The following is a 22464-nucleotide window of genomic DNA, read 5'->3' on the forward strand; positions in this document are numbered from 1 at the left end:
ATGACGTTCGGTAACTACCAGTTCGAGATCTACCTGCAAGGCCTCTCCGGCATCGTGCCGAAGCTGCCGATGACGTTCGCGCAGTGGGAGGCCAAGGCGGAAGCGGCCATGCCGCCGTCGGTGTACTCCTACGTCGCAGGCGGCGCGGGGGATGAGCGGACCCAGCAGCTCAACCGAACCGCGTTCGACAACTGGGGTCTGATGCCGCGGATGTTCCGCGCCACCCGCGAACGCGACCTCTCGGTCGACCTGTTCGGCATGACGTTGCCCTCGCCGGTGTTCATGGCGCCGATCGGCGTGATCGGCATCTGCGCGCAGGACGGGCACGGCGACCTCGTCACGGCCCGTGCCGCAGCGCGCACCGGTGTGCCGATGGTCGTGTCGACCCTCACCGAAGACCCGCTCGAGGACATCGCCGCTGAATTCGGCGATACGCCAGGCTTTTTCCAGCTGTACACGCCGACCGACCGGGAGTTGGCCGCCAGCCTCGTCCACCGCGCCGAGGCTGCCGGATACAAGGGGATCATCGTCACCCTGGACACCTGGGTGCCGGGATGGCGGCCACGGGACCTGTCGACGTCGAACTTCCCGCAGCTGCGCGGCAGCTGCCTGGCCAACTACACCAGCGACCCGGTGTTCCGCGCCGCACTGCCGCAGCCGCCCGAGGAAAACCCGCAGGCCACCGTCATGCACTGGGTGGGTCTCTTCGGCAACCCGCTGACGTGGGACGACCTGCCGTGGCTGCGTTCGCTGACCGACCTACCGCTCATCGTCAAGGGCATCTGTCATCCCGACGACGCGCGGCGCGCCAAGGACGGCGGCGTCGACGCGATCTACTGCTCCAACCACGGCGGACGACAGGCCAACGGCGGGCTGGCGGCCATCGACTGCCTGCCCGGGGTCGTGAAGGCGGCCGACGGGCTGCCGGTGCTGTTCGACTCGGGCATCCGCAGCGGCGCCGACATCGTCAAAGCGCTCGCACTGGGCGCCACCGCGGTGGGGATCGGACGGCCCTATGCGTACGGACTTGCGCTCGGCGGCGAAGACGGCGTCGTGCACGTGCTGCGATCGCTGCTTGCCGAGGCCGATCTGACGATGGCCGTCGACGGCTATCCCACCCTCGCCGATCTCACTCCGGACACGCTGCGGCGCGTCACCTGAGCGTTGCCGAGGGACTCTGCGACGGTTGGTGTCGTGGAAGGCGTCCTCGAGGAGTTCGACGAGTACCTCGCGCTGGAGCGAGGCCGCTCCGAGCACACCCGTCGCGCGTATCTCGGCGACCTTCGGTCGCTGTTCGGGTTCATGGCCGAGCGCGGACACGACGTCGGGCTGAACGCGCTGAGTCTGCCTGTGCTGCGGTCGTGGCTGGCCGCGCAAGCCGCCGCCGGCGCCGCCCGCACGACGCTGGCCCGGCGCACATCGGCTGTCAAGATGTTCACCGCGTGGGCGGTGCGGCGCGGCCTGATCGACACCGATCCCGCGGCCCGGCTGCAGGTACCGAAGGCCCGGCGTGAGCTGCCCGCGGTGTTGCGTGAGGACCAGGCGCTCGACGCCATGGCGGCCGCGAAATCGGGTGCCGAACAGGGCGATCCGATGGCGCTGCGTGACCGATTGATCGTGGAGTTGTTGTACGCCACCGGAATTCGCGTCAGCGAGCTGTGCGGGCTCGACATCGACGACGTCGACACGCCGCGGCGGCTGCTGCGGGTTCTCGGTAAGGGCAACAAACAACGGACGGTGCCATTCGGTGCGCCCGCGCAGGAGGCGTTGACGGCGTGGCTCGATCGCGGCAGGCCGACGTTGGCGACCGCTGACTCGGGTCCGGCGCTGCTGCTGGGGGCGCGTGGTCGTCGGCTCGACCCGCGCCAGGCGCGCACCGTCGTGCACCAGACCGTCGCGGCGGTCGACGGCGCACCCGACATCGGGCCGCACGGGTTACGGCACAGCGCCGCAACGCATCTGCTGGAGGGCGGCGCCGACTTGCGTATCGTGCAGGAGCTGCTCGGCCATTCCACGCTGGCCACCACGCAGCTATACACCCATGTCACGGTCGCGCGGTTGCGCGCGGTCCACGACCAGGCCCACCCCCGCGCGTGACTACGGTGATTTCGGTGTAGCCGGTCGCGGTGAGCGCAACCGCGGGCACCGAAATCGCAAAGGAGGACACGTGGTGAGGTCGACGGTCCGGCTGTCGTGGGGGCCGGTCAGCTACCTCGAGTGGGCACCCGAGCGCCTTGACGCCGCGCCGACGGTCGTGTTGCTGCACGGGGGAGGAGTGGACAGCGCGTCGCTGTCGTGGAGTGGTGTCGCGCCGAGGCTCGCGGCCGGCGGTTACCGGGTACTCGCGCCCGATCATCCGGGCTACGGCGACAGTCCGCAGGCGCCGTGGCCCTCGACCCAGGATCGGTTGGTCGGCTACGTCGGCGAGTTCGTTGACGCGCTTGCCCTGGACGGCTACGCGGTCGGCGGTTTGTCGCTCGGCGGTGGGATGACGATCGGCCACGTGTTGGACCGGCCCGAAAAGGTCACGGGGGCAATGCTGTTGGCCAGCTACGGGTTCATGCCCCGGCTGTCTGAAGGGCCACTGTCCGGTCTCCGGCAGACGCTGACCTGGGCCATGGTGCGCACCGGCCTGCTGCGAGCGGTGAGCCGGTGGTCGGGGCGAAGCAGGCGCGCCATGGCGTGGGTCCTGCCGGCGTTGATCGGCGACCCCGCTGCGCGAACTCCGGAACTGGTCGACGAGATTCTGTCGGCGGCCCGAGCGGATCACGCATTCGAGGCGTTCGGTCAGTGGCAACGCGATCAGGTCCGGTGGAATCGTCTCGCCACCGACTACCGCGACCGGCTTGCGACGTTTCCGCGCCCGGCGCTGATCGTTCACGGAGACAAGGACAGCAGTGTGCCGGTGGCGGCGGCGCGGGCGGCGGCCGAACTGATCCCAGTGGCGCGCCTCGAAGTGGTTGCGGGCGCGGCACACTGGGTGCAGCGGGACCGTCCCGACGTCGTGGTGTCCGCGATGCTGCAGTTCCTTGACACGCTCAGCGCAGCAGCTTGATCACCTGAGCGATATCCGGCATCGCCGAGGGCCGCCCGGGAAGTTCGTCGAAGGCGGTCCAGTAACTGACCCCGAACCGCCGCCGGCGCTCGGTGAGCTGTTCGGCCATCTGCTCGTACGTGCCGATCAGCACGAACGGCGACGTCAGCAGGCGCTCGGGGGAGACGCCGCCAAGTGCGGAGGCCAGTTGTTCGGCGGCCCGATGCGCCTCGTCGGTCACGACGACGGCCTGGATCAGCACGTTGAGTTCGATGCGCTCGAACCGGTCGCCTGCGACCTCGCGCACCACCGCGATGCGGTTCTCGAGTCCTTCGGCATCGAAGTGCGTCAGCCGAACCGCGGTGGCGTCGCGGTTGTGTGTGATGCCCGCCAGGCCGACGATGTCGGCGAGCCGTCCCGCGAGCTCGAGGACACGGGTTCCGTTGCCGCCGATCAACAGTGGCACGCGCGAGGGCGGGACCGAAAGCAGCTGTCCTGCTGCGGCGTGGATCCGGTAGTGCTGGAGGTCCGCATCGACAGGTTGGCCGTCGAGCAGCGCGCGGATCACCTCGGCCGCCTCGGCCAACCGCGATACGCGGACCGCGCCGCCGTCGAACGGAATACCGGCGGCGTCGTACTCGGACTTCATGTGCCCGGCGCCGATGCCGAGTTCGAACCGGCCGTCGGAGACGAGCGCGAGGCCCGCCGCCTCGCGGGCGGTTTCGACCGGATGACGGAAGTCGTTGTTGAGCACCAGTGTTCCGACGCGCAACCGCTCGGTGGCCATCGCGGCCGCGGTGGCGGTGGTGAACGGCGGCACCATCGGAACGAGGTGGTCGGCGAACGACAAGACGTCGAAACCGGAACTCTCGACGGCGCGGGCGAACGCGCGCATCTGCTCGCCGGTGCGCGGCAGGCCGGCGGTCAGCCCGAAACGCATGGGCCGGTTGCGATGAGCATCGGTGGTCACGGTTCGACGTTAGGCGCACGCTCGCGCGGGGCCGAGCGTGCGGCAACGGCGGTAATCTGGCGGCGTGTCGTGTTCGAACACGGTCGCTCGCGCAAAGAGGGGAAGTCAACCGGGGGTTGGTTTGAGGCGGATCGGGGTGGTGACCACCAGGGCGAGCGGGTCGACGTAGTCGGCGCGCGACGCCGGACCCCACATCGCGCCCCAGTGCAGGCAGGCTGAGCGCGGGCAGCCGGGATGTCCGGCTTCCAACACGCCGATCGCCGCCTGCGCGTCAATGCGTTGTCCGCGCACGACCGTCGCCCGGACCGGTTCGTAGCTGGTCCGCAGACCGCCGGGGTGGGCGATCGAGACGACCGGCCGCCCCGCCAGCTCACCCGCGAAGACCACGGTCCCCGCGGCCGCCGCCAGCACACGTTGGCCGGGTGCACCCGCCAGGTCGACGCCCCGGTGCCCGGGCGCCCAGTTCGACTCGGCCGCGTCGAAAACCCTGGTCACCTCTGGGCGCGGCCGCAGCGGCCAGGCCAACCGGGCGTCCTCGGCCGCGACGGGTCCCGCCCAGGCCAGCCCGGACACCAGCGCGACGCAAGCCAGCGCTATCAATCGCATCACCCCAGCTCAGCGGGAGATGCTCGACTGGCGCCAGAGGGGGACGCGAATCTGTGGACAGCCAGCTCGGCGTGGAAAAAGCACGCCTGTGCAGGGTGTAAACTGCTAACCGCAGCTCGCTTGCGCGGGCTGACTTCGCGTGTCTGCACCGCGGCCCGTTCCACTAGGTCGTTCCCCCGGATGCCGTCGGTCCCGTCTCCAGACGGGTTCTGGCATTCCGAGCAGTCACCAGGGCTCGGCGTCACCCGACGCCGGCATCAACCGACGAAAAGGACCATGGACTCATGGCTGTTGTAACCATGAAGCAGCTGCTCGACAGCGGCACCCACTTCGGGCATCAGACCCGCCGCTGGAACCCCAAGATGAAGCGGTTCATCTTCACCGACCGCAACGGCATCTACATCATCGACCTGCAGCAGACGCTGACCTACATCGACAAGGCGTACGAGTTCGTCAAGGAGACGGTCGCGCACGGCGGGACGATCATGTTCGTCGGCACCAAGAAGCAGGCGCAGGAGTCGATCGCCGAAGAGGCCACCCGCGTCGGCATGCCGTATGTGAACCAGCGCTGGCTGGGCGGCATGCTCACCAACTTCCAGACCGTGCACAAGCGGCTGCAGCGTCTCAAGGAACTCGAGACAATGGAGCAGACCGGCGGGTTCGAGGGTCGCACCAAGAAGGAAATCCTGATGCTGACCCGCGAGAAGAACAAGCTCGAACGGTCGCTCGGTGGTATCCGGGACATGTCCAAGCTGCCCTCGGCGGTGTGGGTCGTCGACACCAACAAGGAGCACATCGCCGTAGGTGAGGCGCGCAAGCTCAACATCCCGGTCATCGCGATCCTGGACACCAACTGCGACCCGGATCTCGTCGACTACCCGATTCCGGGCAACGACGACGCGATCCGCTCGGCCGCGCTGTTGACCAAGGTGATCGCCGCCGCGGTCGCCGAGGGCCTGCAGGCCCGCGCGGGCGTGGGTCGTGACGGTGACAAGCCGGACGCCGACGCTGCCGAGCCGCTCGCCGAGTGGGAGCAGGAGCTGCTTGCGAGCGCGACCGCCACCGCAAGCCCCACCGCCGCAGGTGCCGCGCCCGGCACCCCCGAGGCGGAAGTCCAGACCGAACCGAAACCCTCCCAGAATCCGTAAGAGAAGGCTGATATGGCTAACTACACCGCTGCCGACGTCAAGCGACTGCGGGAGCTGACCGGCGCCGGCATGCTCGACAGCAAGAACGCGCTCGTCGAGGCTGGCGGCGACTTCGACAAGGCCGTCGAGTTGCTGCGCATCAAGGGCGCCAAGGACGTCGGCAAGCGCGCCGAGCGCGCAACCGCCGAAGGCCTGGTGGCCGCCAAGGACGGCGCACTGATCGAGCTGAACTCCGAAACCGACTTCGTCGCCAAGAACTCGGAGTTCCAGTCCGTCGCCGAGCAGATCGTCGCCGCCGCGGCGGCCGCCAAGGCGACCGACATCGACGCGCTCAAGGCCGCGAAAGTGGGCGACAGCACCGTCGAGCAGGTGATCGCGGACCTGTCGGCCAAGATCGGCGAGAAGCTCGAGCTGCGTCGCGTCGCCTACTTCGACGGCACCGTGGAGACCTATCTGCACAAGCGTGCCGCGGACCTTCCGCCCGCGGTGGGTGTGCTGGTCGAGTACCAAGGCGATAACAAGGAGGCCGCCCACGCGGTCGCCCTGCAGATCGCCGCGCTCAAGGCCAAGTACCTCACCCGCGAGGACGTGCCCGAGGACGTCGTCGCCAACGAGCGGCGTATCGCCGAGGAGACCGCCCGCAACGAGGGCAAGCCCGAGCAGGCCCTGCCCAAGATCGTCGAGGGCCGCGTGACCGGGTTCTACAAGGACGTCGTGCTGCTCGACCAGCCGTCGGTGTCCGACAGCAAGAAGACCGTGAAGGCCCTGCTCGACGAGGCCGGTGTGACCGTGACCCGCTTCGTTCGCTTCGAGGTCGGCCAGGCCTAACGCTCTCTGGCGCGAGCGCTCATCGTCGTACGGCCTGGACGCCGGGAACGTACGAGGGTGAGCGCTCGCGCGTTTGTTCGGCCGCCGCGGTACGACTTGGTACCGTCGTCGTCATGACTCGGATAAGCGCCTTCGGCGACGACGCCCTGGGCGATCTCGACGCTGTCGGTCTGGTGGAGGCGCTGCAAGCGGGTGCGGTGTCGCGAGCCGAACTCGTCGACGCCGCGATCGCCCGCACCGAGGCCGTCAATCCGGCGCTCAACGGACTGGCGTACGAGGCGTTCGAGCGCGCCCGCGCCCGTGCTGCCGCACGCCCTTACGGCGGCTACTTCAACGGCGTTCCGTCGTTTCTCAAGGACAACGTCGCGGTCGCCACGATGCCGACGATGAACGGCACCGACGCCTGGGATCCGCATCCGGAGCGCACGCACGGCGACTTCGCGCGTTCGTTTCTCGCCACGGGACTGGCTCCGCTCGGCAAGACGCAGATGTCCGAATTCGGATTCAGCGCGTCGGCCGAGCATCCGCGGCTGGGCCCGGTGCGCAATCCGTGGAATCCCGAGCACACCGCGGGCGCTTCGTCGTCGGGTGCCGCGGCGTTCGTGGCCGCCGGGGTGGTGCCGATGGCCCACGCCAACGACGGCGGCGGTTCGATCCGAATTCCCGCCGCCTGCAACGGCTTAGTGGGTCTCAAGCCGTCGCGGGGTCGACTGCCCCTGGACAAGAAACTGCGGCAGATGCCGCTTCGCATCGTCGCCAACGGTGTTGTCACGCGCTCGGTGCGCGACTCTGCGGCGTTCTACCGCGAGATCGAGCGGGTGTATCGCAACCCGGCGTTGCCTGCCGTCGGCAACATCACCGGGCCTGGGGCGCAGCGGCTGCGGATCGCGGTGTGTACGCAGTCGATAGCGCGCGAGGCGAGCCCGGAGGTGCGCGAGCTCACGCTGAAGAACGCCGCGCTGCTCGAGGAACTCGGACACCGGGTCACCGTGATCGACAACCCCGTGCCGTCGCACTTCATGGCCGACTTCCTGCTCTACTGGTCGTTTCTGGCGTTCGCGCTCGTGCGCGGCGGGCGATCGACGTTCGGGCGCAGTTTCGATCGTGAGCGCCTCGACAACCTGACCCTCGGACTCGACCGTCACGCGTCGCGCAACCTACACCGGATGCCGGGGGCGCTCGCGCGACTGTCGCGGATGCGCCAGGTCACCGAGCGCCTCACCCGGGACCATGACGTCGTGCTCACCCCGACGCTTGCCGACGTCACGCCTGAGATCGGTCATCTCGATCCGACGCTGGACTACCAGACGATCATCGACCGGCTCGTCGAGTGGGTGGCGTTCACGCCTCTGCAGAACGCGACAGGGGAGCCGGCGATCTCGCTGCCCCTCGCCGAGTCCGCATCGGGCCTGCCGGTCGGCATGATGTTCGCCGCGCCGGTGGGGCAGGAGGGCCGGTTGCTCCAGTTGGCTTACGAACTCGAGCAAGCGCGTCCGTTCGCACGCATTCAGGGGTGAGCCGCGCTACAGCGAGCGGCACACCTCGGCGGTGGCGCGGGTGAGCGACTGTGCGCCCTCACGGAGTGCCCGCTCGATCGGCGTGCCTTCGGCGGTGATCGCGACGAGTCGTTCGACGCCGTGATCCAGCAGCACGGCGGCGTCAGGGGCGACCCGGCCTGCGAGGATGACCACCCGCGCCCCGGCGCGTACGGCCGCTTGGGCCACGCCGAACGGCGTCTTACCCATGACCGTCTGCGCATCGACGCTGCCCTCGCCGGTGAACACCCAGTCCGCGCCCCGCAGCGCCCGCTCGAGACCGACCGTTTCGGCCACCTCGTCAACGCCGGGTCTGCTTGTCGCACCGAGGAATTCGACAAGCGCGAAACCCATACCGCCGGCCGCGCCCGCGCCCGGCCGCTGGGGTTGGGTGGCGCCGAACGTCGCCGAGGCGACCGCGGCCAGTCGGGACAGCCCCGCCTCGAGTCGCGGCATGTCGTCTGCACCGGCGCCCTTCTGCGGACCGAACACCGCAGTGGCGCCGTCCGGACCCAGCAGAGGCGCGGTGACGTCGGAGGCCACCCGGATCCGCACGTCGCGCAGGCGCGGATCCATCCCGCGCGGGTCGATGCGCTCGAGGCGTTCCAGATCGGCGCCACCAGGACTTAGCGGCAGGCCGTCGGCATCGAGGAACTTCACGCCCAGTGCGGTGAGCATGCCCGTTCCGCCGTCGTTGGTGGCCGACCCGCCCAGGCCAATCAGGACATCCTCGGCGCCGCGGTCGAGGGCGGACGTGATCAGCTCACCCACGCCGAACGTGCTGGCGCGCAGGATGTCTCGTTCGTGCGGTGCGACGAGTTCGAGTCCCGCCGCTGTCGCCATCTCGATGACCGCCAACTGGCGCAGCGGCACGTAGCCGTACCGTGCGGTGACGGTGCGGCCCAGCGCGTCGGACACCTGCACCTCGACGTGCTCACCGTGCAACGCGTCGACCACCGCGTCGACGGTGCCCTCGCCGCCGTCGGCCATCGGCACGCCGACGACCTCGGCGTCGGGCAGCACCTCGGTGACACCGGCCCTCATCGCGGCGACCGCTTCGGACGCGGTCATCGATTCCTTGAACGAGTCAGGTGCCAGAACTATCTTCATCGGTGGCCACAGTTGACCACACTGCCGGCTTTGCTGCCACCGCGAGACGGCGCTATCGTTTCTTGGCCACGCCCTCGGCCATCACCGTCACGATCTCGTGCATGATCGCGCTGATGTGCAACGCCGTGATCTGCGATGGATCGAGGTGGGGCACGAAGCACACCACGTCGCCGCCGACGATGTCCATGCCGCGGAAACTGCGCAGAATCTTCTGCATCTCCCGCATCGTCAATCCACCGGCCTCCGGGTCGGCCACCGCAGGCGCATCGCTCAGTGTCAGCACATCCAGATCCACTGTCACGTAGACCGGTCCGTCTCCCACCACGTCGCGAATCACCTGCGTTGCAGCGGCTATTCCGATCTCCTCGATTTCGTCGAGGGACAGCAACCGGTAACCGGCGTCCTTCGAATAGTCGTCCATGTTCGGATGCACCATTGGGCCGTTGAGGCCGACGTGCACGTAACGGGACGCATCGATCAAGCCCTCTTCGTTGCCGATTCGGAAGCCGTTACCGGCGTGGCAATGCACACCCGCCGAATCACCGTATGTGTCGGTGTGCGAGTCGAAATGGATGATGCCGATCGGTCCCTTGCGCCGCGAGTTCGGGCCGGCGATGGCCCGCAGGACCGGCAGCGTGCATGCGTGGTCCCCACCGATCGTGAACGGAAGAACTCCGGCGGCATCCATTCGCGCGTAGAACATTTCGATGTCGAGGACCGCTTGGTCGGCCAACGTCGGTGTGGGAATCGGCACGTCCCCGAAGTCGCGGATCCGGGCCAGCTCGAAGGGATTGATGCCGAACTCGCGGTGACCGCGGTGGTAGGCCTGCGATCGGTGGCGGACGGCGCGGGGGCCGAGGTACTGGGTCCGTTCGACCGGATTGACCGCCAAAGGTAGCCCCACCAACGCGATGTCGGCCTTGGTGAAGTCTGTTTCGATCTCACAGCCCAGCAACTTCGGGAATCCGCTCCAGTAGAAGTAACCTTCGAGCAGATGCACTGCCTCTTCGGCGCTGGGAGTGAAGCTCATGTGCGCGATCCTCTCCTCGCGGGCCGTGCAAGCTTAGCCGTGGCGGGCGGGGCCGACCTGGGTTCTCGCAAAAATTATCGTGAGCGTTATTAACGGCGATTGGTTCTAGTCGGTCCCGAGCGCCGCGAGGATCTGCTTGAACTCCCGCTGTTGGCGCTGTGTCAGATTCGCCATCAACTTGCGTTCGGCCGCGCGGACTCCGGAATCGGTGCGTTTCAACAACTCCCGGCCCTCGCGGGTGAGTTGGGCGGGCAGCGACCGTCCCGACGACACGCTCGCGGGACGGGAGACGAGCCCGCGGTCCTCGAGGCCGCGCAGCACCATGTTCATCGCCTGCGGCGAGACGTTGAAGTCGCGGGCCAGTTCCGCATTGGACCGTCCCTCGTGCTGGGAAAGGATCCGCATGCACAGGTATTGGGGGAACGCCACGCCCAGCGGTTCGAGCACCGTCGCAGTGACCTCGCTGCGCAGCGCCTTGGCAACCCGGGACAGGAGCAAACCCAGCGGCTGATCCTCGAGCGGTCCATTCATGTCAACCATATTGACATATATCAACCACATTGATATCAACGATGGATGACCGAACCAATGGGTGAGCTGTTCGAGAACGCATACAAGGGCGAGATGCCCGAGATGAGTGGCGGCAAGCCGCCGTGGAGCATCGGTGAGCCGCAGCCGGAGCTCATGCCTCTGATAGAAGAGGGCAGATTCCACGGCGATGTGCTCGACGCGGGGTGCGGGGAGGCCGCGCTGGCGATCCACCTCGCCGAACGGGGCTATACCACGGTGGGTCTGGACCAATCGCCCACCGCGATCGAACTCGCCAAACAGGAGGCCGCCAAGCGCCGACTGACCAACGCCACCTTCGAGGTCGCCGATATCAGCGACTTCTCGGGCTACGACGGCCGGTTCGGCACGATCGTCGACTCGACGCTGTTCCACTCGATGCCCGTGGAACTGCGCGACGGCTATCAGCGTTCGATCGTGCGGGCCGCCGCACCCGGCGCCTCCTACTTCGTGTTGGTGTTCGACAGGGCCGGCATGCCCAACGGTCCGGCCAACCCCGTAACCGAAGACGAGCTGCGTGACGTCGTCTCCAAGTACTGGACGATCGACGAGATCAGGCCGGCGCGCATCCACGGCGTCTTCCCGGACGGATTCGAGGAGTTCTTCCCGGCGCTCGACATCCGCGACGAGCCCAAAGGCCGCAAATCCGTGCCCGCCTGGCTGCTGAGCGCCCACCTGCCCGACTGACCCGGCGAGTCGCGACCCACTGGCCGCCCTGACGTCCGCCATGAGGCAGGATGAAGGGATCTCAGCGAGGACCCGTAAGGAGTCGGATGGCGGATCCCAACGTCGCCGGTCAGGCAGTTCCGAACTCCGAAGTCGCCACCGGAGCGGCTCCGGATGCGAGCAAACCCAACGGAGCCGCCGCAGGTTCCATCCGTCCCATGTACAACCGCGTACTGCTCAAGCTGGGCGGCGAGATGTTCGGTGGCGGGGAAGTGGGCCTCGATCCCGACGTCGTCCACCTGGTGGCGCGTCAGATCGCCGAAGTGGTCCGCAGCGGCGTGCAAATGGCCGTGGTCATCGGCGGCGGCAATTTCTTCCGCGGTGCGCAATTGCAGCAGCGCGGTATGGAGCGCACCCGCAGCGACTACATGGGGATGCTCGGCACCGTCATGAACAGCCTGGCGCTGCAGGACTTCCTGGAGAAGGAAGGCATCGCGACCCGGGTACAGACCGCGATCACGATGGGTCAGGTCGCCGAACCGTACATTCCGCTGCGCGCCGTGCGGCACCTCGAGAAGGGCCGCGTCGTCATCTTCGGAGCGGGCATGGGGCTGCCGTATTTCTCCACCGACACCACCGCCGCCCAGCGCGCGCTCGAGATCGGCGCCGAGGTGGTGCTGATGGCCAAGGCCGTCGACGGCGTCTTCACCGCCGACCCGCGCCAGAACCCCGACGCCGAGCTGCTCACCGCGATCAGCCACCGCGAAGTCATCGACCGCGGCCTGAAGGTCGCCGACGCCACCGCGTTCAGCCTGTGTATGGACAACGGCATGCCGATCCTGGTGTTCAACCTGCTCACCGACGGCAATATCGCCCGGGCGGTCGCGGGTGAGAAGATCGGAACACTGGTCACCACCTGACACGCCCGCGCCCCGCAGCGAAGGTGCGCACTCCAGACCGGTGACCGACGCGCACAGACGAAGGAGAAGGACCGTGATCGACGAAACCCTCTTCGATGCCGAGGAGAAGATGGAGAAGGCGGTGTCGGTCGCGCGCGATGACCTGTCGTCGATCCGCACCGGCCGCGCCAATCCCGGCATGTTCTCGCGTGTCAACGTCGACTACTACGGGTCGCCGACACCGATCACCCAGCTGTCGAGCATCAACGTGCCCGAAGCGCGGATGGTGGTGATCAAGCCCTACGAGGCGGGCCAGCTGCGCAACATCGAGGATGCGATCCGCAACTCCGACCTCGGTGTGAACCCGACCAACGACGGCAACGTCATCCGCGTGGCGATCCCGCAGCTGACCGAGGAGCGTCGCCGCGACCTGGTCAAGCAGGCCAAGGCCAAGGGCGAGGACGCCAAGGTCGCGGTCCGCAACATTCGCCGCAAGGCGATGGAGGAGCTGCACCGCATCAAAAAGGACGGCGAAGCGGGCGAGGACGAGGTGTCGCGCGCGGAGAAGGACCTCGACAAGTCCACCGCCACCTACACCCACCAGATCGACGAGCTGGTCAAGCACAAAGAAGGCGAGCTGCTGGAGGTCTAGTGACCGAACAGCAGAAGGTTCCCGTGGCAGAGACGCCGGTCGACGAACCGCCCAAGAAGAAGTCGAGGGCGGGCCGCGACCTGCCCGCCGCCATCGGAGTCGGCGTCCTGCTCGGCGCCATGGCGATCGGCATCCTGCTCTTCTGGCCGATCGGATGGCTGCCGGTGCTGGCGGTGTTCATCCCGATCGCCACCCATGAGGTGATCCGCCGGTTGCGCGAGGCCGGATACGACCTTCCGGCGATTCCGCTGCTGCTCGGCGGCCAGGCGATGATCTGGTTGAGCTGGCCGTTCGGGCCGGCCGGGGTGCTCGGGGCGTACGGCGGGACGGTCGTCGTCTGCATGGTGTGGCGACTGGTCGGGCACGGCCTGCGCCACCAACCGGTCAACTACCTGCGCGACATCGCCGCCGCGGTGCTGCTGTCGACGTGGGTGCCGTTGTTCGCCAGCTTCAGCGCGCTGCTGATCTTCCAGGACCACGGCGGCGGCAGGGTGTTCACGGTGATCGCGACCGTGGTGTTCGCCGACATCGGCGGCTATGTGGCCGGAGTCCTGTTCGGCAAGCATCTGATGGCCCCGGCGATCAGCCCCAAGAAGTCGTGGGAGGGGCTGGGCGGTTCGATGGTGTTCGGCATCGGCGCCGCAGTGGTGTCGGTGACGTTCCTGCTCGACAAGCCGGCCTGGGTCGGTGTGCCGCTCGGGCTCATGCTCGTGATCACCGGAGTGCTCGGCGATCTGGTCGAGTCGCAGGTCAAACGCGACCTCGGAATCAAGGACATGGGCACGCTGCTGCCCGGGCACGGCGGCATCATGGACCGCATCGACGCCATGCTTCCGTCGGCCGTGGCGGGCTGGATCGTCCTGACCCTGCTGGCCTAAACCGCGGTCAGATAGCGCTCGACCGTCGGGCCGACGAACGCCACCAGGTCGTCGACCGACGTGGAAGCCATCGGCTCGATCTTGAGTTGGTAGCGCGCGAATGCCAGCCCCATGAGATGGCTGGCCGCGAGTTCCACCCGTAGCTCGGCATCGTCGACGTTGAACTCTGCGGCGACCCGCTCGGCCATCGGGCCGGCGAGCGCGTCGTGTAACACCTTGCGCGCCATGGGTTGTATCGCCGCCGACCGCCACAACGTCAACAGTGGTTCGAACGCGCCACCTTCATCCCACCGCTCGAGGAAGCCACGCACCAGCCGACGGCCCACGTCGTCGGTGCCGTCGTCGAGGAGCGCATCCAGCTGGAACAGCGGGTGCTGCGGCCCGGTGAGCACGGAGGCGCCGAACAGCCCCTCCTTGTTGCCGAAGAAGTAATACACCATCGCGACGTCGACACCCGCATCGGCGGCGATCCGGCGCACGGTGGCGCGCTCGTAACCGTCGCGCATGAAGGTCTTCCTCGCCGCGTCGACGATGCGCTGTTTGCTCTCCTGGCCGGTGCGCCAGCGGCCCGCGCGCTTCTTCTCCGTCACCGGCCCAGAATACTTCAACATGTGTTGATGTAAGTGACCGGGCGGCGTAGCGTTGATTCTTCAACGTCTGTTGATGAAAAGAAGGAGGATCCGATGACCGAGACACGTGACCGTCGGCTGTGGTGGCGCCACGCGCTGTCGTTTCTCGTTGCACCCGTGACGATGACGGTGTTCATCCCGGCCTTGATCGTGAGTTGGGCCGACATTCGACTGCCGGACTACGACTCGCCGTTGACCATCGGCATGCTGATCGTCGGGTGCCTGCTGGTCACCGGCGGCGTGGGGATGCTGCTGTGGACCGTGTATCTGTTCGACCGACTGGGCAAGGGCACGCTCGGCATCAACGACGTGATGGGTCAGCCGATCAACCTGGTCGTGCACGGGCCGTATCGGCATGTCCGCAACCCGATGATCAGCGGGGTCGTCGCAATCCTGCTCGGTGAGGCGGCGATCGCGGCGTCGGGATGGCTGTTGCTCTGGGCCGCAACCTTTTTCGTGATGCTCACGATCGCCATCCAGCTGTGGGAGGAGCCGCATCTGGCCGAGCGCTTCGGTGAGGAGTACCTGACCTACCGGCGCAACGTGCCGCGATGGCTGCCGCGCGTCACGGCGTGGCAGCCGCAGCCGTCACCGTCATCTTGACCCTTTCGGCCAGCTCAGCGCGATAGCGTGCCGAGCGTGAAGCTGTCGTGCGCGCTCGTCACCAACCTCGATTCACCCGACCTCGTCGTCGAAGCCGAACGCCTCGGCTATCACCGGGCATGGCTCTACGACTCGCCGGCCATCACCTCCGATGTCTGGGTCGCGCTGGCACTGGCGGCGCAGCGCACCTCGAGGATCGGGCTCGGCCCGGGTGTGCTGGTGCCGAGCCTGCGTCACCCGATGACCAACGCCGCGGCGCTCGCCAACCTGGCGGCCCTCGCGCCCGGGCGCGTCGCGGTCGCGGTCGGCTCCGGCTTCACCGGCCGCTACACGCTCGGGAAGAAACCCCTGCGCTGGGCGTACGTCGAGGAGTACGTCACGACCCTGCTGGGCCTGCTGCGCGGGGAGACCGTCCAATGGGACGGGGCAGCGATCCGGATGCTGCACACCGACGGATTCGTCGCCGACCGGCCGGTGGACGTCGAAGTCCTGATCGGCGCCGACGGCCCGAAGGGTACGGCCGTCGCCGAACGCGTCGGTGACGGCGTCTTCGCCGCCGGGGTGCCCAACCCGGCCGCCGCGGGCCGGCCCTACGCCCTGCTGCAGTTCGGCACCGTCCTCGACGACGGTGAAGACCTCGCCAGCCCGAACGTGTTGAACCGGGCCGGACACGGTCTCGCGGTGGTGTTCCACGCGATGTACGAACGGATGGGCGCCGAGGCGCTGGCCGAATTCCCGGGCGGGCGCGAATGGGTGTCGGCGATCGAGGCGATCCCACCCGCCGAACGACATCTCGTCACACACGAGGGCCACCTGGTGCGGTTGACGAAGGTCGACGAGGAAGCGGTCGGGCTGGCCGCAGATCTCCTGCCGCAGTTCACCTTCAGCGGAACCCCGGAGCAATTGCGTGCGCGGGTGAGCGAGTATGCCGCCGGCGGCGTCACCGAACTGGTGTATCAGCCGGCCGGACCCGACGTCGCCGGGGAGTTGGCCCGCATGATGTCCGCCATCGGCGAGGCGACCGCGCGCTGAGGCGGGTTCACTTCCCGCCCGCAGGCCCGGCGGTCGCGCGCAGCCCCTCCCGCACCGTCACCAGGAATTCGGTCGCGGCGTCGAAATCGGGCCGCGGCCCACACCGGGTCCAGATCTCGACGACGCACCCCGCAACCTGACGGACCCGGACGTTGCTCACCTGAGAGAGCACGCGAAGGAGGTCGAACGCCTGCTCGCCACTGAGGCCGAACGTCTGCATCAGCATCCCTTTGGCCTGTTCGATCACGGGCAGGCCGGTGAGCTTGTCCTGCAGCTGAGCGATTTGCACCCGCAGGCGTTCGGCCTCAGTGACCGGCGCAGCGGCCGTCGGTCGGGTGGCCCGATCGTCGTCGGACAAGGTGAGGGTCATTGTTTCTCCTTTCGATCTCGTAGGGCCTCGGCGAGGACGGAAGCGGTGTGACGCGGGGTGCGGTTCTCCATCAGGTCGCGGAACTGCGTTCGGCAGCTGAATCCGTCGGCGAGCACCATCGTCTCGGGGTCCGCTTCGCGTAATGCGGGTAACAGTTTGTCCTCGGCGCACGCCACCGATACGTCGTGATGCCCGCGTTGGAAGCCGAAATTACCTGCGAGACCGCAGCATCCGGCATCGAGCACTCGGGCGTCGACACCGGCGTCCTCGAGAACCGCCTTCTCGTGGGCGTAGTGCAGCACCGCGTGCTGGTGACAGTGCGGCTGCACGACGGCGTTGCCGCCGATCCGCGGCGGGTCCCAGTCGTCCGCCCTGAGGTGCAGAAGTTCACCGATCGTGTACGTCTGCGCGGCGAGTCGGTGTGCATCCTCGTTGCCATGCAACAGGTTCGTCGCATCGGAGCGGAACACCGCCGCACAACTGGGCTCGAGCACGACGATCGGGGTACCGGTACGCAGCGCGGGCCGTAGGGCCCGCATCGTCCTTCCGAGAACCTTTTTCGCGACACTGAGCTGGCCGGTCGAGATCCACGTGAGCCCACAACAGAGCGTGTTGCTGGGAACGGTGACGCTGAAGCCGGCCGATCGGAGCACCTCGACAGCGTCGCGGCCGATGTCCGGATCGAAGTTGTTGGTGAAGGTATCCGCGAACAGGATGACCGACTCGCGGCCTTCGGTCAGCAGCGGCTGATCGCGCCACCATCGGGTGAACCGTCGCGCCGCGAACCGCGGGAGGTCTCGATGCGAGTCGATGCCGCCGAGGACCTTGATCGCCCCGCCCAGGCGCGGTGTGTGTGTCAGGGCGTTGACGGCCCGCGGTGCGCCCGTGGCTATCCGGGCCCACAGCGGTATCCATCCCATGGTGTAGTGGGCCATGGGACGCAGGCGACGACGGTAGTGGTGAAAAAGGAACTCCGCCTTGTACGTTGCCATGTCGACGTTGACCGGGCAGTCGCTCAGGCAGCCCTTGCACGCCAGGCACAGATCGAGGGCGTCGCGGATCTCAGTCGACGCCCAGCAGTCGGTGATGACGTCTTGCTGCAGCATCTCGAACAGCAGCCGCGCCCGCCCGCGGGTCGAATGGTGCTCCTCCCCGGTGGCGCGATAGCTAGGACACATCACTCCGGACTCGTCACCGCGGCACTTCCCTACGCCGACGCACCGCGCCGCCGCATGCGAGAAGCGGTGCCCGTCATCGGCGTAGGCGAACGCCGTCGCCGGCTCGATCGGTAGATAACCGGTACCGAACCGCAGGTTGTCATCGAGACGGTATGGGTTGACGACCTTTCCCGGATTCATCCGGTTGTCGGGATCGAAGAGTGCCTTGGTCTTCTCGAACGCCCGAACGACGCGGTGGCCGAACATGATCGGCAACAGTTCGCCGCGTGACTGACCGTCGCCGTGTTCCCCGGACAGCGACCCGCCGTAATCGACGACGAGGTGGGCGGCGTCGTGGGCGAACCGGCGGTATGCGGCGATGCCGTCGGAGGTGCGCAGGTCGAACGGGATCCGGGTGTGCACGCAACCTTGACCGAAATGCCCGTAGAGCGACGATGTTCCATAGCCGTAGCGATCGAGCAGGGAATGAAAGTCGCGCAGGTAATCACCCAACCGGTGCGGCGGGACCGCCGCATCCTCCCATCCCTCGTGCGTTTCGGGGCCGACCGGGGGATAGGCCGTCGCGCCCAGTCCGGCTTCCCGGGCCGCCCACACCTGCTTCTTGTGTACCGGATCGCTGACGATCCTGGCGTCACAGTCGGCCGCGGCCTGCACGGCCTCGATCATCGTCTTGGCGCGGTGGTCGGCCTGATCCTGATCTTCTCCGTCCACTTGCACCATGAGCCAACCGCCGCCGCGGGGAAGCTGATTGAGGGCCTGCTCGGCCAACCGCCGTGAATGCTCGAGTTCGACCAGCCGTTGATCAAGGCCTTCCAGCGCCGCGGGTTCGTGCTCGAGCACGGCCGGCACGGCGTCGGCGGCGGTGGCGATGTCGTCGAAGCCGAGTATCGCCAACGCGCTCCCGGCGGGGCGGCGAACCAGGTCGATCTCGGCGCACAGCACGGTGACGAGCGTGCTCTCGCTTCCGACCAATGCCTTCGCCAGGTCAAAGCCGTTGTCGGGCAACAGGCTGTCGAGGTTGTATCCCGACACCCGCCGTGGTATGTGGGGGTAGCGGCTGCGAATGTCGTCCCCGAACTCGGTGACGACCGACCGCAGCCCACCGTAGATCTCGGCGAGCCGTCCTCCCGAGGCGATGATCCGGTCGATGTCGCGGTCGTCGGTCGGACCGACCCAACGTTGAATGCCGTCGTAGGTCAAAATCTGAAGGGCGCGAACCGAGTCGACCATCTTTCCGTACGCCTGCGCGGTCGAGCCGCACGAGTTGTTGCCGATCATCCCGCCGATGGTGCAACTGACATGTGTGGACGGTTTCGGGCCCACCATCCATCCGGTGTCCGCGAGGTTGTCATTGAGAACGTCGAGCTTGATGCCGGGTTCGACCACCGCCGTGCCCCTGTCGACATCGATGGCGCGGATACGGGTGCAGTACTTGCTCCAGTCGAGCACGACGGCGGCATTGCAGCACTGACCCGCCAAGCTGGTGCCGCCACCTCGCGACAGGACGGGAATGTCGTTGTCGCGGCACACCGCGATGGCCTCGACCGCATCGTCAGGCGTATGCGGCACGACGACGCCGATGGGAACCTGACGGTAGTTCGAGGCGTCGGTGGAGTAAGCCGCCCGCGAGCCGGGGTCGAATCGGACCTCACCGGCGACGCGGCGGTCCAACTCGGCGGCGAGCGTGGAATAGAGCAGTGAGGAAGGGCTCATGTGGCGGTATCGCTTTCAGCTGACGCGGTAGGGCTCGAGGTCCGCACTGCGTACGGTCAGGCCGTGTCCCGGGCTGGCCGGGTCGGGGCGGATCGCCCCGTCGATCGGCGACGTGGCGCCGTCGAAGTAGCGGGTCTCGATACGGGCGTGGTCGTGAAACCACTCGAGGTGTCGCAGATTGGGTGTTGCCGCGCCGACCGCGGCGTGCAGCCACGGCGCGCAGTGCGCCGACACTTCGAGGTGGTGCGCGGCGGCGAGTGCGGCCACCCGCTGCCATTCGGTGATTCCGCCGCACCGCGACGCGTCGATCTGCAGGCAGTCGACCGCGGAACACAACGGTACGAAATCGGCCAGCCGATGGCCGTACTCGCCCGCGGTGACATCGGCGTCGACCGCATCGCGCACGGCACGCAGGCCTGAGACGTCATCGGATGAGACCGGCTCTTCCAGCCAGGTGATCTCGAGGTCGGCGACTTCGGACATCAACCGCGCGGCTTGTTTGGCGGTATAGCCGCCGTTGGCGTCGACCATCAGTGCGATCTCATCGCCGATCGCGGCCCGGGCCTGACGCATCCGCGATACGTCGCGCCTCGTGCGGGTGCCCCACGACTGGCCGATCTTGATCTTCACGCGGGTGATGCCGTGATCACGCACCCAGCCGAGCAGTTGGTCCCGCATCTGGTGGGGGCCATACGTGGTGAACCCGCCACTCCCGTAGACGGGAACGCTGTCGCGGACGGCGCCGAGTAGTCGGTGCAGCGGGATGCCAAGGACTCGGGCCTTGAGGTCCCACAGCGCCACGTCGACCGCGGAAAGCGCCTGTCCCGCAACACCGCTGCGCCCGATGTTGCGCACAGCTTTGGCCATGGCGTCGAACGTGGCCGCGACGTCGAGCGCATCCCGCCCCAGGACATGACTGGCGAGGCTACGCGTGATGACGTCGGTGCAGGCCGGGTGTCCGTACGTCCAGCCCGTACCGGTGATGTCGCCGCAGTCGGCGGTGACCACCACCAGCGTGGTGTGGTCCCAGGCCAGGGTCCCGTCGGCCTCCGGCGTGTCGGTGGGGATGCGGTACGCCGCAACGCGCAGCGCATCGACGGTCACAGCGGGAATCACGGTACGGACGGCGTCGTCGGTGATCATGAGCGTGCGTGCGGCATGAACTCTTGCATCTTGGTCTTGAGGCCCTGCTTGATGAAGCCGCGACTGTCCTCGTCACCCTTGAGCACCGCGGTGGCGGTGGCCTTGGCTTGTTCGAACGTGGCGTGCGGCGGGATGGGCGGCATGTTGGGGTCGGTGTGCACGTCGAGCACGGTCGGCCGGTCGGCCGAGAGCGCCGAACGCCAGGCGTCTGCGAGCCCGTCGGGGTCGCGCACGGTGTGCGCCTCGAGGCCGAGGCCGGCGGCGAAGGCCGCGTAGTCGACATCCGGAAGCGTCTGTGATGCCGCGAATTTCGGCGATCCGTTCATCGCGCGCATCTCCCAGGTCACCTGGTTGAGGTCGTTGTTGTGCAGCACCGCCACGATCAGGCGGCGGTCTCTCCACTGCTGGTGGTAGTGCTTGATCGTGATGAGCTCTGCCAGTCCGTTCATCTGCATGGCGCCGTCGCCGACGAGCGCGATGACCGGCCGGTCGGGATGGGCGAACTTGGCGCCGATGGCGTAGGGAACACCCGGACCCATGGTCGCCAGCGTTCCGGACAACGAACCGCGCACGCCGGGCCCGAAGCGCAGTTGCCGCGCATACCAGTTGGCGGCGGATCCGGAATCGGCGGTGACGATCGCGTTGCCGGGGAGCTGTGCGGAGAGTTCGGAGAACAGGCGTAGCGGGTTCACGCCGTCGGTTTTGACGGCCGCTTCCTTGGCCATGGTCTCCCACCAGCGGTTGACGTTCGATTCGATCGTGGACCGCCACGACCTGTCGGATTTGTGCTGCAGATGCGGGATGAGGCTTCGCAGGGCGGATTTCGCGTCGGCGACGAGGTTCACGTCGTAGGGGTAGCGCATTCCGATCATCGTCGGATCGATGTCGATCTGCACGCTGCGGGTCTGTCCGAAGTCGGGAAGGAACTGGGTGTAGGGAAAGCTCGAACCAATGGTGAGCAGCGTGTCGCAGTCACGCATCAACTCGTAGCTGGGCCGAGTACCCAGCAGGCCGATGGCCCCGGTCACCCACGGCAGTTCGTCGGGCAGCACATCCTTGCCCAGCAGGGCCTTGGCGGCTCCGGCGCCGAGCAGCTCAGCGGTCTCGGCCAGTTCGGCCTGCGCGCCGCGGGCGCCGTTGCCGACCAGCATCGCGACCTTCGTTCCGGCATTGAGGATCTCGGCGGCCCGCGCGATTCCCGCGTCGTCTGGGGTGACCGCCGGCCAGTCGACCCCCAGACTCGACGGCACCATTTTGAAGGCGTGTTGCGGTGGGCTGTAGGGGAGTTCCTGCACATCGGCCGGGATGATCAGGGCCGTGGGGCACCGCCTCGCCACCGCGGTGCGGATCGCCCGGTCCAGGACGTTGGGAAGCTGCTCGGGCACGGTCACCATCTGCACATAGTCGGAGGCAACGTCCTTGTAGAGGCTCAGTAGGTCGATCTCCTGTTGGTAGGAACCGCCCATCGCGCTGCGATTGGTCTGCCCGACGATGGCCACCACCGGCACGTGGTCGAGCTTGGCGTCGTAGAGGCCGTTGAGCAGATGTACCGCCCCGGGGCCGGACGTCGCCATGCAGACGCCGAATTTCGCGCCGCCGAACTTGGCGTAGCCGACTGCTTCGAAGGCGCTCATCTCCTCGTGGCGGGACTGGACGAACTGCGGCTCGTCGCCGGCGCGGGCCCAGGCGGCAAGGGTCGCGTTGATCCCGTCGCCCGGATATGCGAACACATGGCGCACACCCCAGGCGCGTAACCGTTCGAGCAGGTAGTCGGCAACGGTTTGGTCGGGCATAACTGCTCCTTCTCGGTTGGATCCGTGGACGGGGCGTTATCTCCGTCCTACGCTTTCATTTGCTGGACAGCAACTATTGC

22 protein-coding genes are annotated in these 22464 nt (G+C 67.5%); 12 read left to right on the forward strand and 10 right to left on the reverse strand.

Going from position 1 to position 22464, the window contains the following annotated elements:
- The 3 genes from AU192_RS18565 (at position 1) to AU192_RS18575 (ending at position 3055) form a co-directional block, all read left to right on the forward strand.
- Positions 1-1161, forward strand: coding sequence for a lactate 2-monooxygenase (locus AU192_RS18565; protein WP_064398749.1), 1161 nt, complete (start codon positions 1-3; stop codon positions 1159-1161).
- Between the two features lie 33 nt (positions 1162-1194).
- Entirely contained in the window at positions 1195-2097 is a 903-nt protein-coding gene (locus AU192_RS18570) for a tyrosine recombinase XerC (protein WP_064398750.1), read from the forward strand.
- A 70-nt stretch (positions 2098-2167) separates the two neighbouring features.
- On the forward strand, positions 2168-3055 hold the full coding sequence (locus tag AU192_RS18575) for an alpha/beta fold hydrolase (RefSeq protein WP_064398753.1): 888 nt from the start codon (positions 2168-2170) through the stop codon (positions 3053-3055).
- Here AU192_RS18575 and AU192_RS18580 read toward each other — a convergent pair.
- On the reverse strand, positions 3039-3974 hold the full coding sequence (locus AU192_RS18580) for a TIGR03621 family F420-dependent LLM class oxidoreductase (protein WP_082695065.1): 936 nt from the start codon (positions 3972-3974) through the stop codon (positions 3039-3041). The genes AU192_RS18575 and AU192_RS18580 overlap by 17 nt on opposite strands.
- A gap of 135 nt (positions 3975-4109) precedes the next feature.
- Positions 4110-4610 carry a M23 family metallopeptidase gene (locus tag AU192_RS18585; RefSeq protein WP_064398755.1) on the reverse strand — a complete coding sequence of 167 codons (501 nt, stop codon included), beginning with the start codon at positions 4608-4610 and terminating at the stop codon, positions 4110-4112.
- A 284-nt stretch (positions 4611-4894) separates the two neighbouring features.
- Between AU192_RS18585 and rpsB the strand changes: the two genes are divergently transcribed.
- The 3 genes from rpsB to AU192_RS18600 all read left to right on the forward strand — a co-directional run bounded on the left by rpsB (position 4895) and on the right by AU192_RS18600 (position 8103).
- The gene (gene rpsB, locus AU192_RS18590) at positions 4895-5758 is read left to right on the forward strand and encodes a 30S ribosomal protein S2 (protein WP_064398757.1); all 864 of its coding nucleotides are present in this window, start codon (positions 4895-4897) and stop codon (positions 5756-5758) included.
- A gap of 12 nt (positions 5759-5770) precedes the next feature.
- Positions 5771-6586, forward strand: a complete 816-nt coding sequence (gene tsf / locus AU192_RS18595) for a translation elongation factor Ts (RefSeq protein WP_064398758.1) — start codon at positions 5771-5773, stop codon at positions 6584-6586.
- A 113-nt stretch (positions 6587-6699) separates the two neighbouring features.
- A complete protein-coding gene (locus AU192_RS18600) occupies positions 6700-8103 on the forward strand; it encodes an amidase (RefSeq protein WP_064398760.1) in 1404 nt (467 codons plus the stop codon).
- A gap of 6 nt (positions 8104-8109) precedes the next feature.
- Here the strand turns inward: AU192_RS18600 and AU192_RS18605 are convergent, their stop codons facing one another.
- The 3 genes from AU192_RS18605 to AU192_RS18615 form a co-directional block, all read right to left on the reverse strand.
- The gene (locus AU192_RS18605) at positions 8110-9231 is read right to left on the reverse strand and encodes a glycerate kinase (RefSeq protein ID WP_064398763.1); all 1122 of its coding nucleotides are present in this window, start codon (positions 9229-9231) and stop codon (positions 8110-8112) included.
- Between the two features lie 52 nt (positions 9232-9283).
- A complete protein-coding gene (locus tag AU192_RS18610; protein ID WP_064398765.1) occupies positions 9284-10261 on the reverse strand; it encodes an arginase family protein in 978 nt (325 codons plus the stop codon).
- Positions 10262-10366: 105 nt separating this feature from the next.
- A complete protein-coding gene (locus AU192_RS18615; RefSeq protein ID WP_064398766.1) occupies positions 10367-10801 on the reverse strand; it encodes a MarR family winged helix-turn-helix transcriptional regulator in 435 nt (144 codons plus the stop codon).
- A 36-nt stretch (positions 10802-10837) separates the two neighbouring features.
- Here AU192_RS18615 and AU192_RS18620 point away from each other — a divergent pair, with 36 nt between their 5' ends.
- The 4 genes from AU192_RS18620 (at position 10838) to AU192_RS18635 (ending at position 13923) form a co-directional block, all read left to right on the forward strand.
- Positions 10838-11515, forward strand: coding sequence for a class I SAM-dependent methyltransferase (locus AU192_RS18620; RefSeq protein WP_064398769.1), 678 nt, complete (start codon positions 10838-10840; stop codon positions 11513-11515).
- Positions 11516-11712: 197 nt separating this feature from the next.
- Positions 11713-12414, forward strand: a complete 702-nt coding sequence (pyrH, locus tag AU192_RS18625; RefSeq protein ID WP_064398889.1) for a UMP kinase — start codon at positions 11713-11715, stop codon at positions 12412-12414.
- Between the two features lie 73 nt (positions 12415-12487).
- Positions 12488-13045 carry a ribosome recycling factor gene (gene frr / locus AU192_RS18630; protein WP_064398771.1) on the forward strand — a complete coding sequence of 186 codons (558 nt, stop codon included), beginning with the start codon at positions 12488-12490 and terminating at the stop codon, positions 13043-13045.
- Complete coding sequence (locus tag AU192_RS18635; protein ID WP_064398773.1) at positions 13045-13923, forward strand: phosphatidate cytidylyltransferase; 879 nt, start codon at positions 13045-13047, stop codon at positions 13921-13923. Before frr ends, AU192_RS18635 begins: the two co-directional genes overlap by 1 nt.
- Here the strand turns inward: AU192_RS18635 and AU192_RS18640 are convergent.
- Positions 13920-14513, reverse strand: coding sequence for a TetR/AcrR family transcriptional regulator (locus tag AU192_RS18640; protein ID WP_064398775.1), 594 nt, complete (start codon positions 14511-14513; stop codon positions 13920-13922). The two genes, AU192_RS18635 and AU192_RS18640, sit on opposite strands and share 4 nt — an antisense overlap.
- 93 nt (positions 14514-14606) lie before the next feature.
- Between AU192_RS18640 and AU192_RS18645 the strand changes: the two genes are divergently transcribed.
- Both AU192_RS18645 and AU192_RS18650 read left to right on the forward strand, forming a co-directional pair.
- Positions 14607-15155: a methyltransferase family protein gene (locus AU192_RS18645; RefSeq protein WP_064398778.1), complete on the forward strand. Its 549-nt coding sequence runs from the start codon at positions 14607-14609 to the stop codon at positions 15153-15155.
- Between the two features lie 36 nt (positions 15156-15191).
- A complete protein-coding gene (locus AU192_RS18650) occupies positions 15192-16187 on the forward strand; it encodes an LLM class flavin-dependent oxidoreductase (protein ID WP_064398779.1) in 996 nt (331 codons plus the stop codon).
- Positions 16188-16194: 7 nt separating this feature from the next.
- On the opposite strand, the gene AU192_RS18655 is transcribed toward AU192_RS18650, so the two are convergent.
- The 4 genes from AU192_RS18655 to AU192_RS18670 are packed head-to-tail and all read right to left on the reverse strand — an operon-like array spanning position 16195 to position 22384.
- Positions 16195-16557, reverse strand: coding sequence for an ANTAR domain-containing protein (locus tag AU192_RS18655; RefSeq protein WP_064398781.1), 363 nt, complete (start codon positions 16555-16557; stop codon positions 16195-16197).
- Positions 16554-19448 (reverse strand): FAD-binding and (Fe-S)-binding domain-containing protein, encoded by a 2895-nt coding sequence (locus AU192_RS18660; protein WP_064398783.1) that lies wholly within the window; start codon positions 19446-19448, stop codon positions 16554-16556. Before AU192_RS18660 ends, AU192_RS18655 begins: the two co-directional genes overlap by 4 nt.
- A 15-nt stretch (positions 19449-19463) precedes the next feature.
- Positions 19464-20591, reverse strand: coding sequence for an enolase C-terminal domain-like protein (locus AU192_RS18665; RefSeq protein ID WP_082695058.1), 1128 nt, complete (start codon positions 20589-20591; stop codon positions 19464-19466).
- Positions 20588-22384 carry a thiamine pyrophosphate-requiring protein gene (locus AU192_RS18670; RefSeq protein ID WP_064398785.1) on the reverse strand — a complete coding sequence of 599 codons (1797 nt, stop codon included), beginning with the start codon at positions 22382-22384 and terminating at the stop codon, positions 20588-20590. The genes AU192_RS18665 and AU192_RS18670 overlap by 4 nt, the downstream gene beginning before the upstream one ends.
- Between the last annotated feature and the right edge of the window lie 80 nt (positions 22385-22464).

This window comes from Mycobacterium lehmannii (assembly GCF_001499925.1).
Taxonomy (GTDB): domain Bacteria; phylum Actinomycetota; class Actinomycetes; order Mycobacteriales; family Mycobacteriaceae; genus Mycobacterium; species Mycobacterium lehmannii.

Excerpts from the sequence above, each read along its gene's own strand:
- AU192_RS18615 (WP_064398766.1), bottom strand. The coding sequence starts at position 10,801 with ATGGTTGACATGAATGGACCGCTCGAGGATCAGCCGCTGGGTTTGCTC.
- AU192_RS18655 (WP_064398781.1), bottom strand. The coding sequence starts at position 16,557 with ATGACCCTCACCTTGTCCGACGACGATCGGGCCACCCGACCGACGGCC.
- AU192_RS18665 (WP_082695058.1), bottom strand. The coding sequence starts at position 20,591 with ATGATCACCGACGACGCCGTCCGTACCGTGATTCCCGCTGTGACCGTC.
- AU192_RS18565 (WP_064398749.1), top strand. The coding sequence starts at position 1 with ATGACGTTCGGTAACTACCAGTTCGAGATCTACCTGCAAGGCCTCTCC.
- AU192_RS18585 (WP_064398755.1), bottom strand. The coding sequence starts at position 4,610 with ATGCGATTGATAGCGCTGGCTTGCGTCGCGCTGGTGTCCGGGCTGGCC.
- AU192_RS18610 (WP_064398765.1), bottom strand. The coding sequence starts at position 10,261 with ATGAGCTTCACTCCCAGCGCCGAAGAGGCAGTGCATCTGCTCGAAGGT.
- pyrH (WP_064398889.1), top strand. The coding sequence starts at position 11,713 with ATGTACAACCGCGTACTGCTCAAGCTGGGCGGCGAGATGTTCGGTGGC.
- AU192_RS18620 (WP_064398769.1), top strand. The coding sequence starts at position 10,838 with ATGACCGAACCAATGGGTGAGCTGTTCGAGAACGCATACAAGGGCGAG.
- AU192_RS18660 (WP_064398783.1), bottom strand. The coding sequence starts at position 19,448 with ATGAGCCCTTCCTCACTGCTCTATTCCACGCTCGCCGCCGAGTTGGAC.
- AU192_RS18645 (WP_064398778.1), top strand. The coding sequence starts at position 14,607 with ATGACCGAGACACGTGACCGTCGGCTGTGGTGGCGCCACGCGCTGTCG.
- AU192_RS18580 (WP_082695065.1), bottom strand. The coding sequence starts at position 3,974 with ATGCGTTTCGGGCTGACCGCCGGCCTGCCGCGCACCGGCGAGCAGATG.
- tsf (WP_064398758.1), top strand. The coding sequence starts at position 5,771 with ATGGCTAACTACACCGCTGCCGACGTCAAGCGACTGCGGGAGCTGACC.
- AU192_RS18670 (WP_064398785.1), bottom strand. The coding sequence starts at position 22,384 with ATGCCCGACCAAACCGTTGCCGACTACCTGCTCGAACGGTTACGCGCC.
- AU192_RS18600 (WP_064398760.1), top strand. The coding sequence starts at position 6,700 with ATGACTCGGATAAGCGCCTTCGGCGACGACGCCCTGGGCGATCTCGAC.
- AU192_RS18605 (WP_064398763.1), bottom strand. The coding sequence starts at position 9,231 with ATGAAGATAGTTCTGGCACCTGACTCGTTCAAGGAATCGATGACCGCG.
- rpsB (WP_064398757.1), top strand. The coding sequence starts at position 4,895 with ATGGCTGTTGTAACCATGAAGCAGCTGCTCGACAGCGGCACCCACTTC.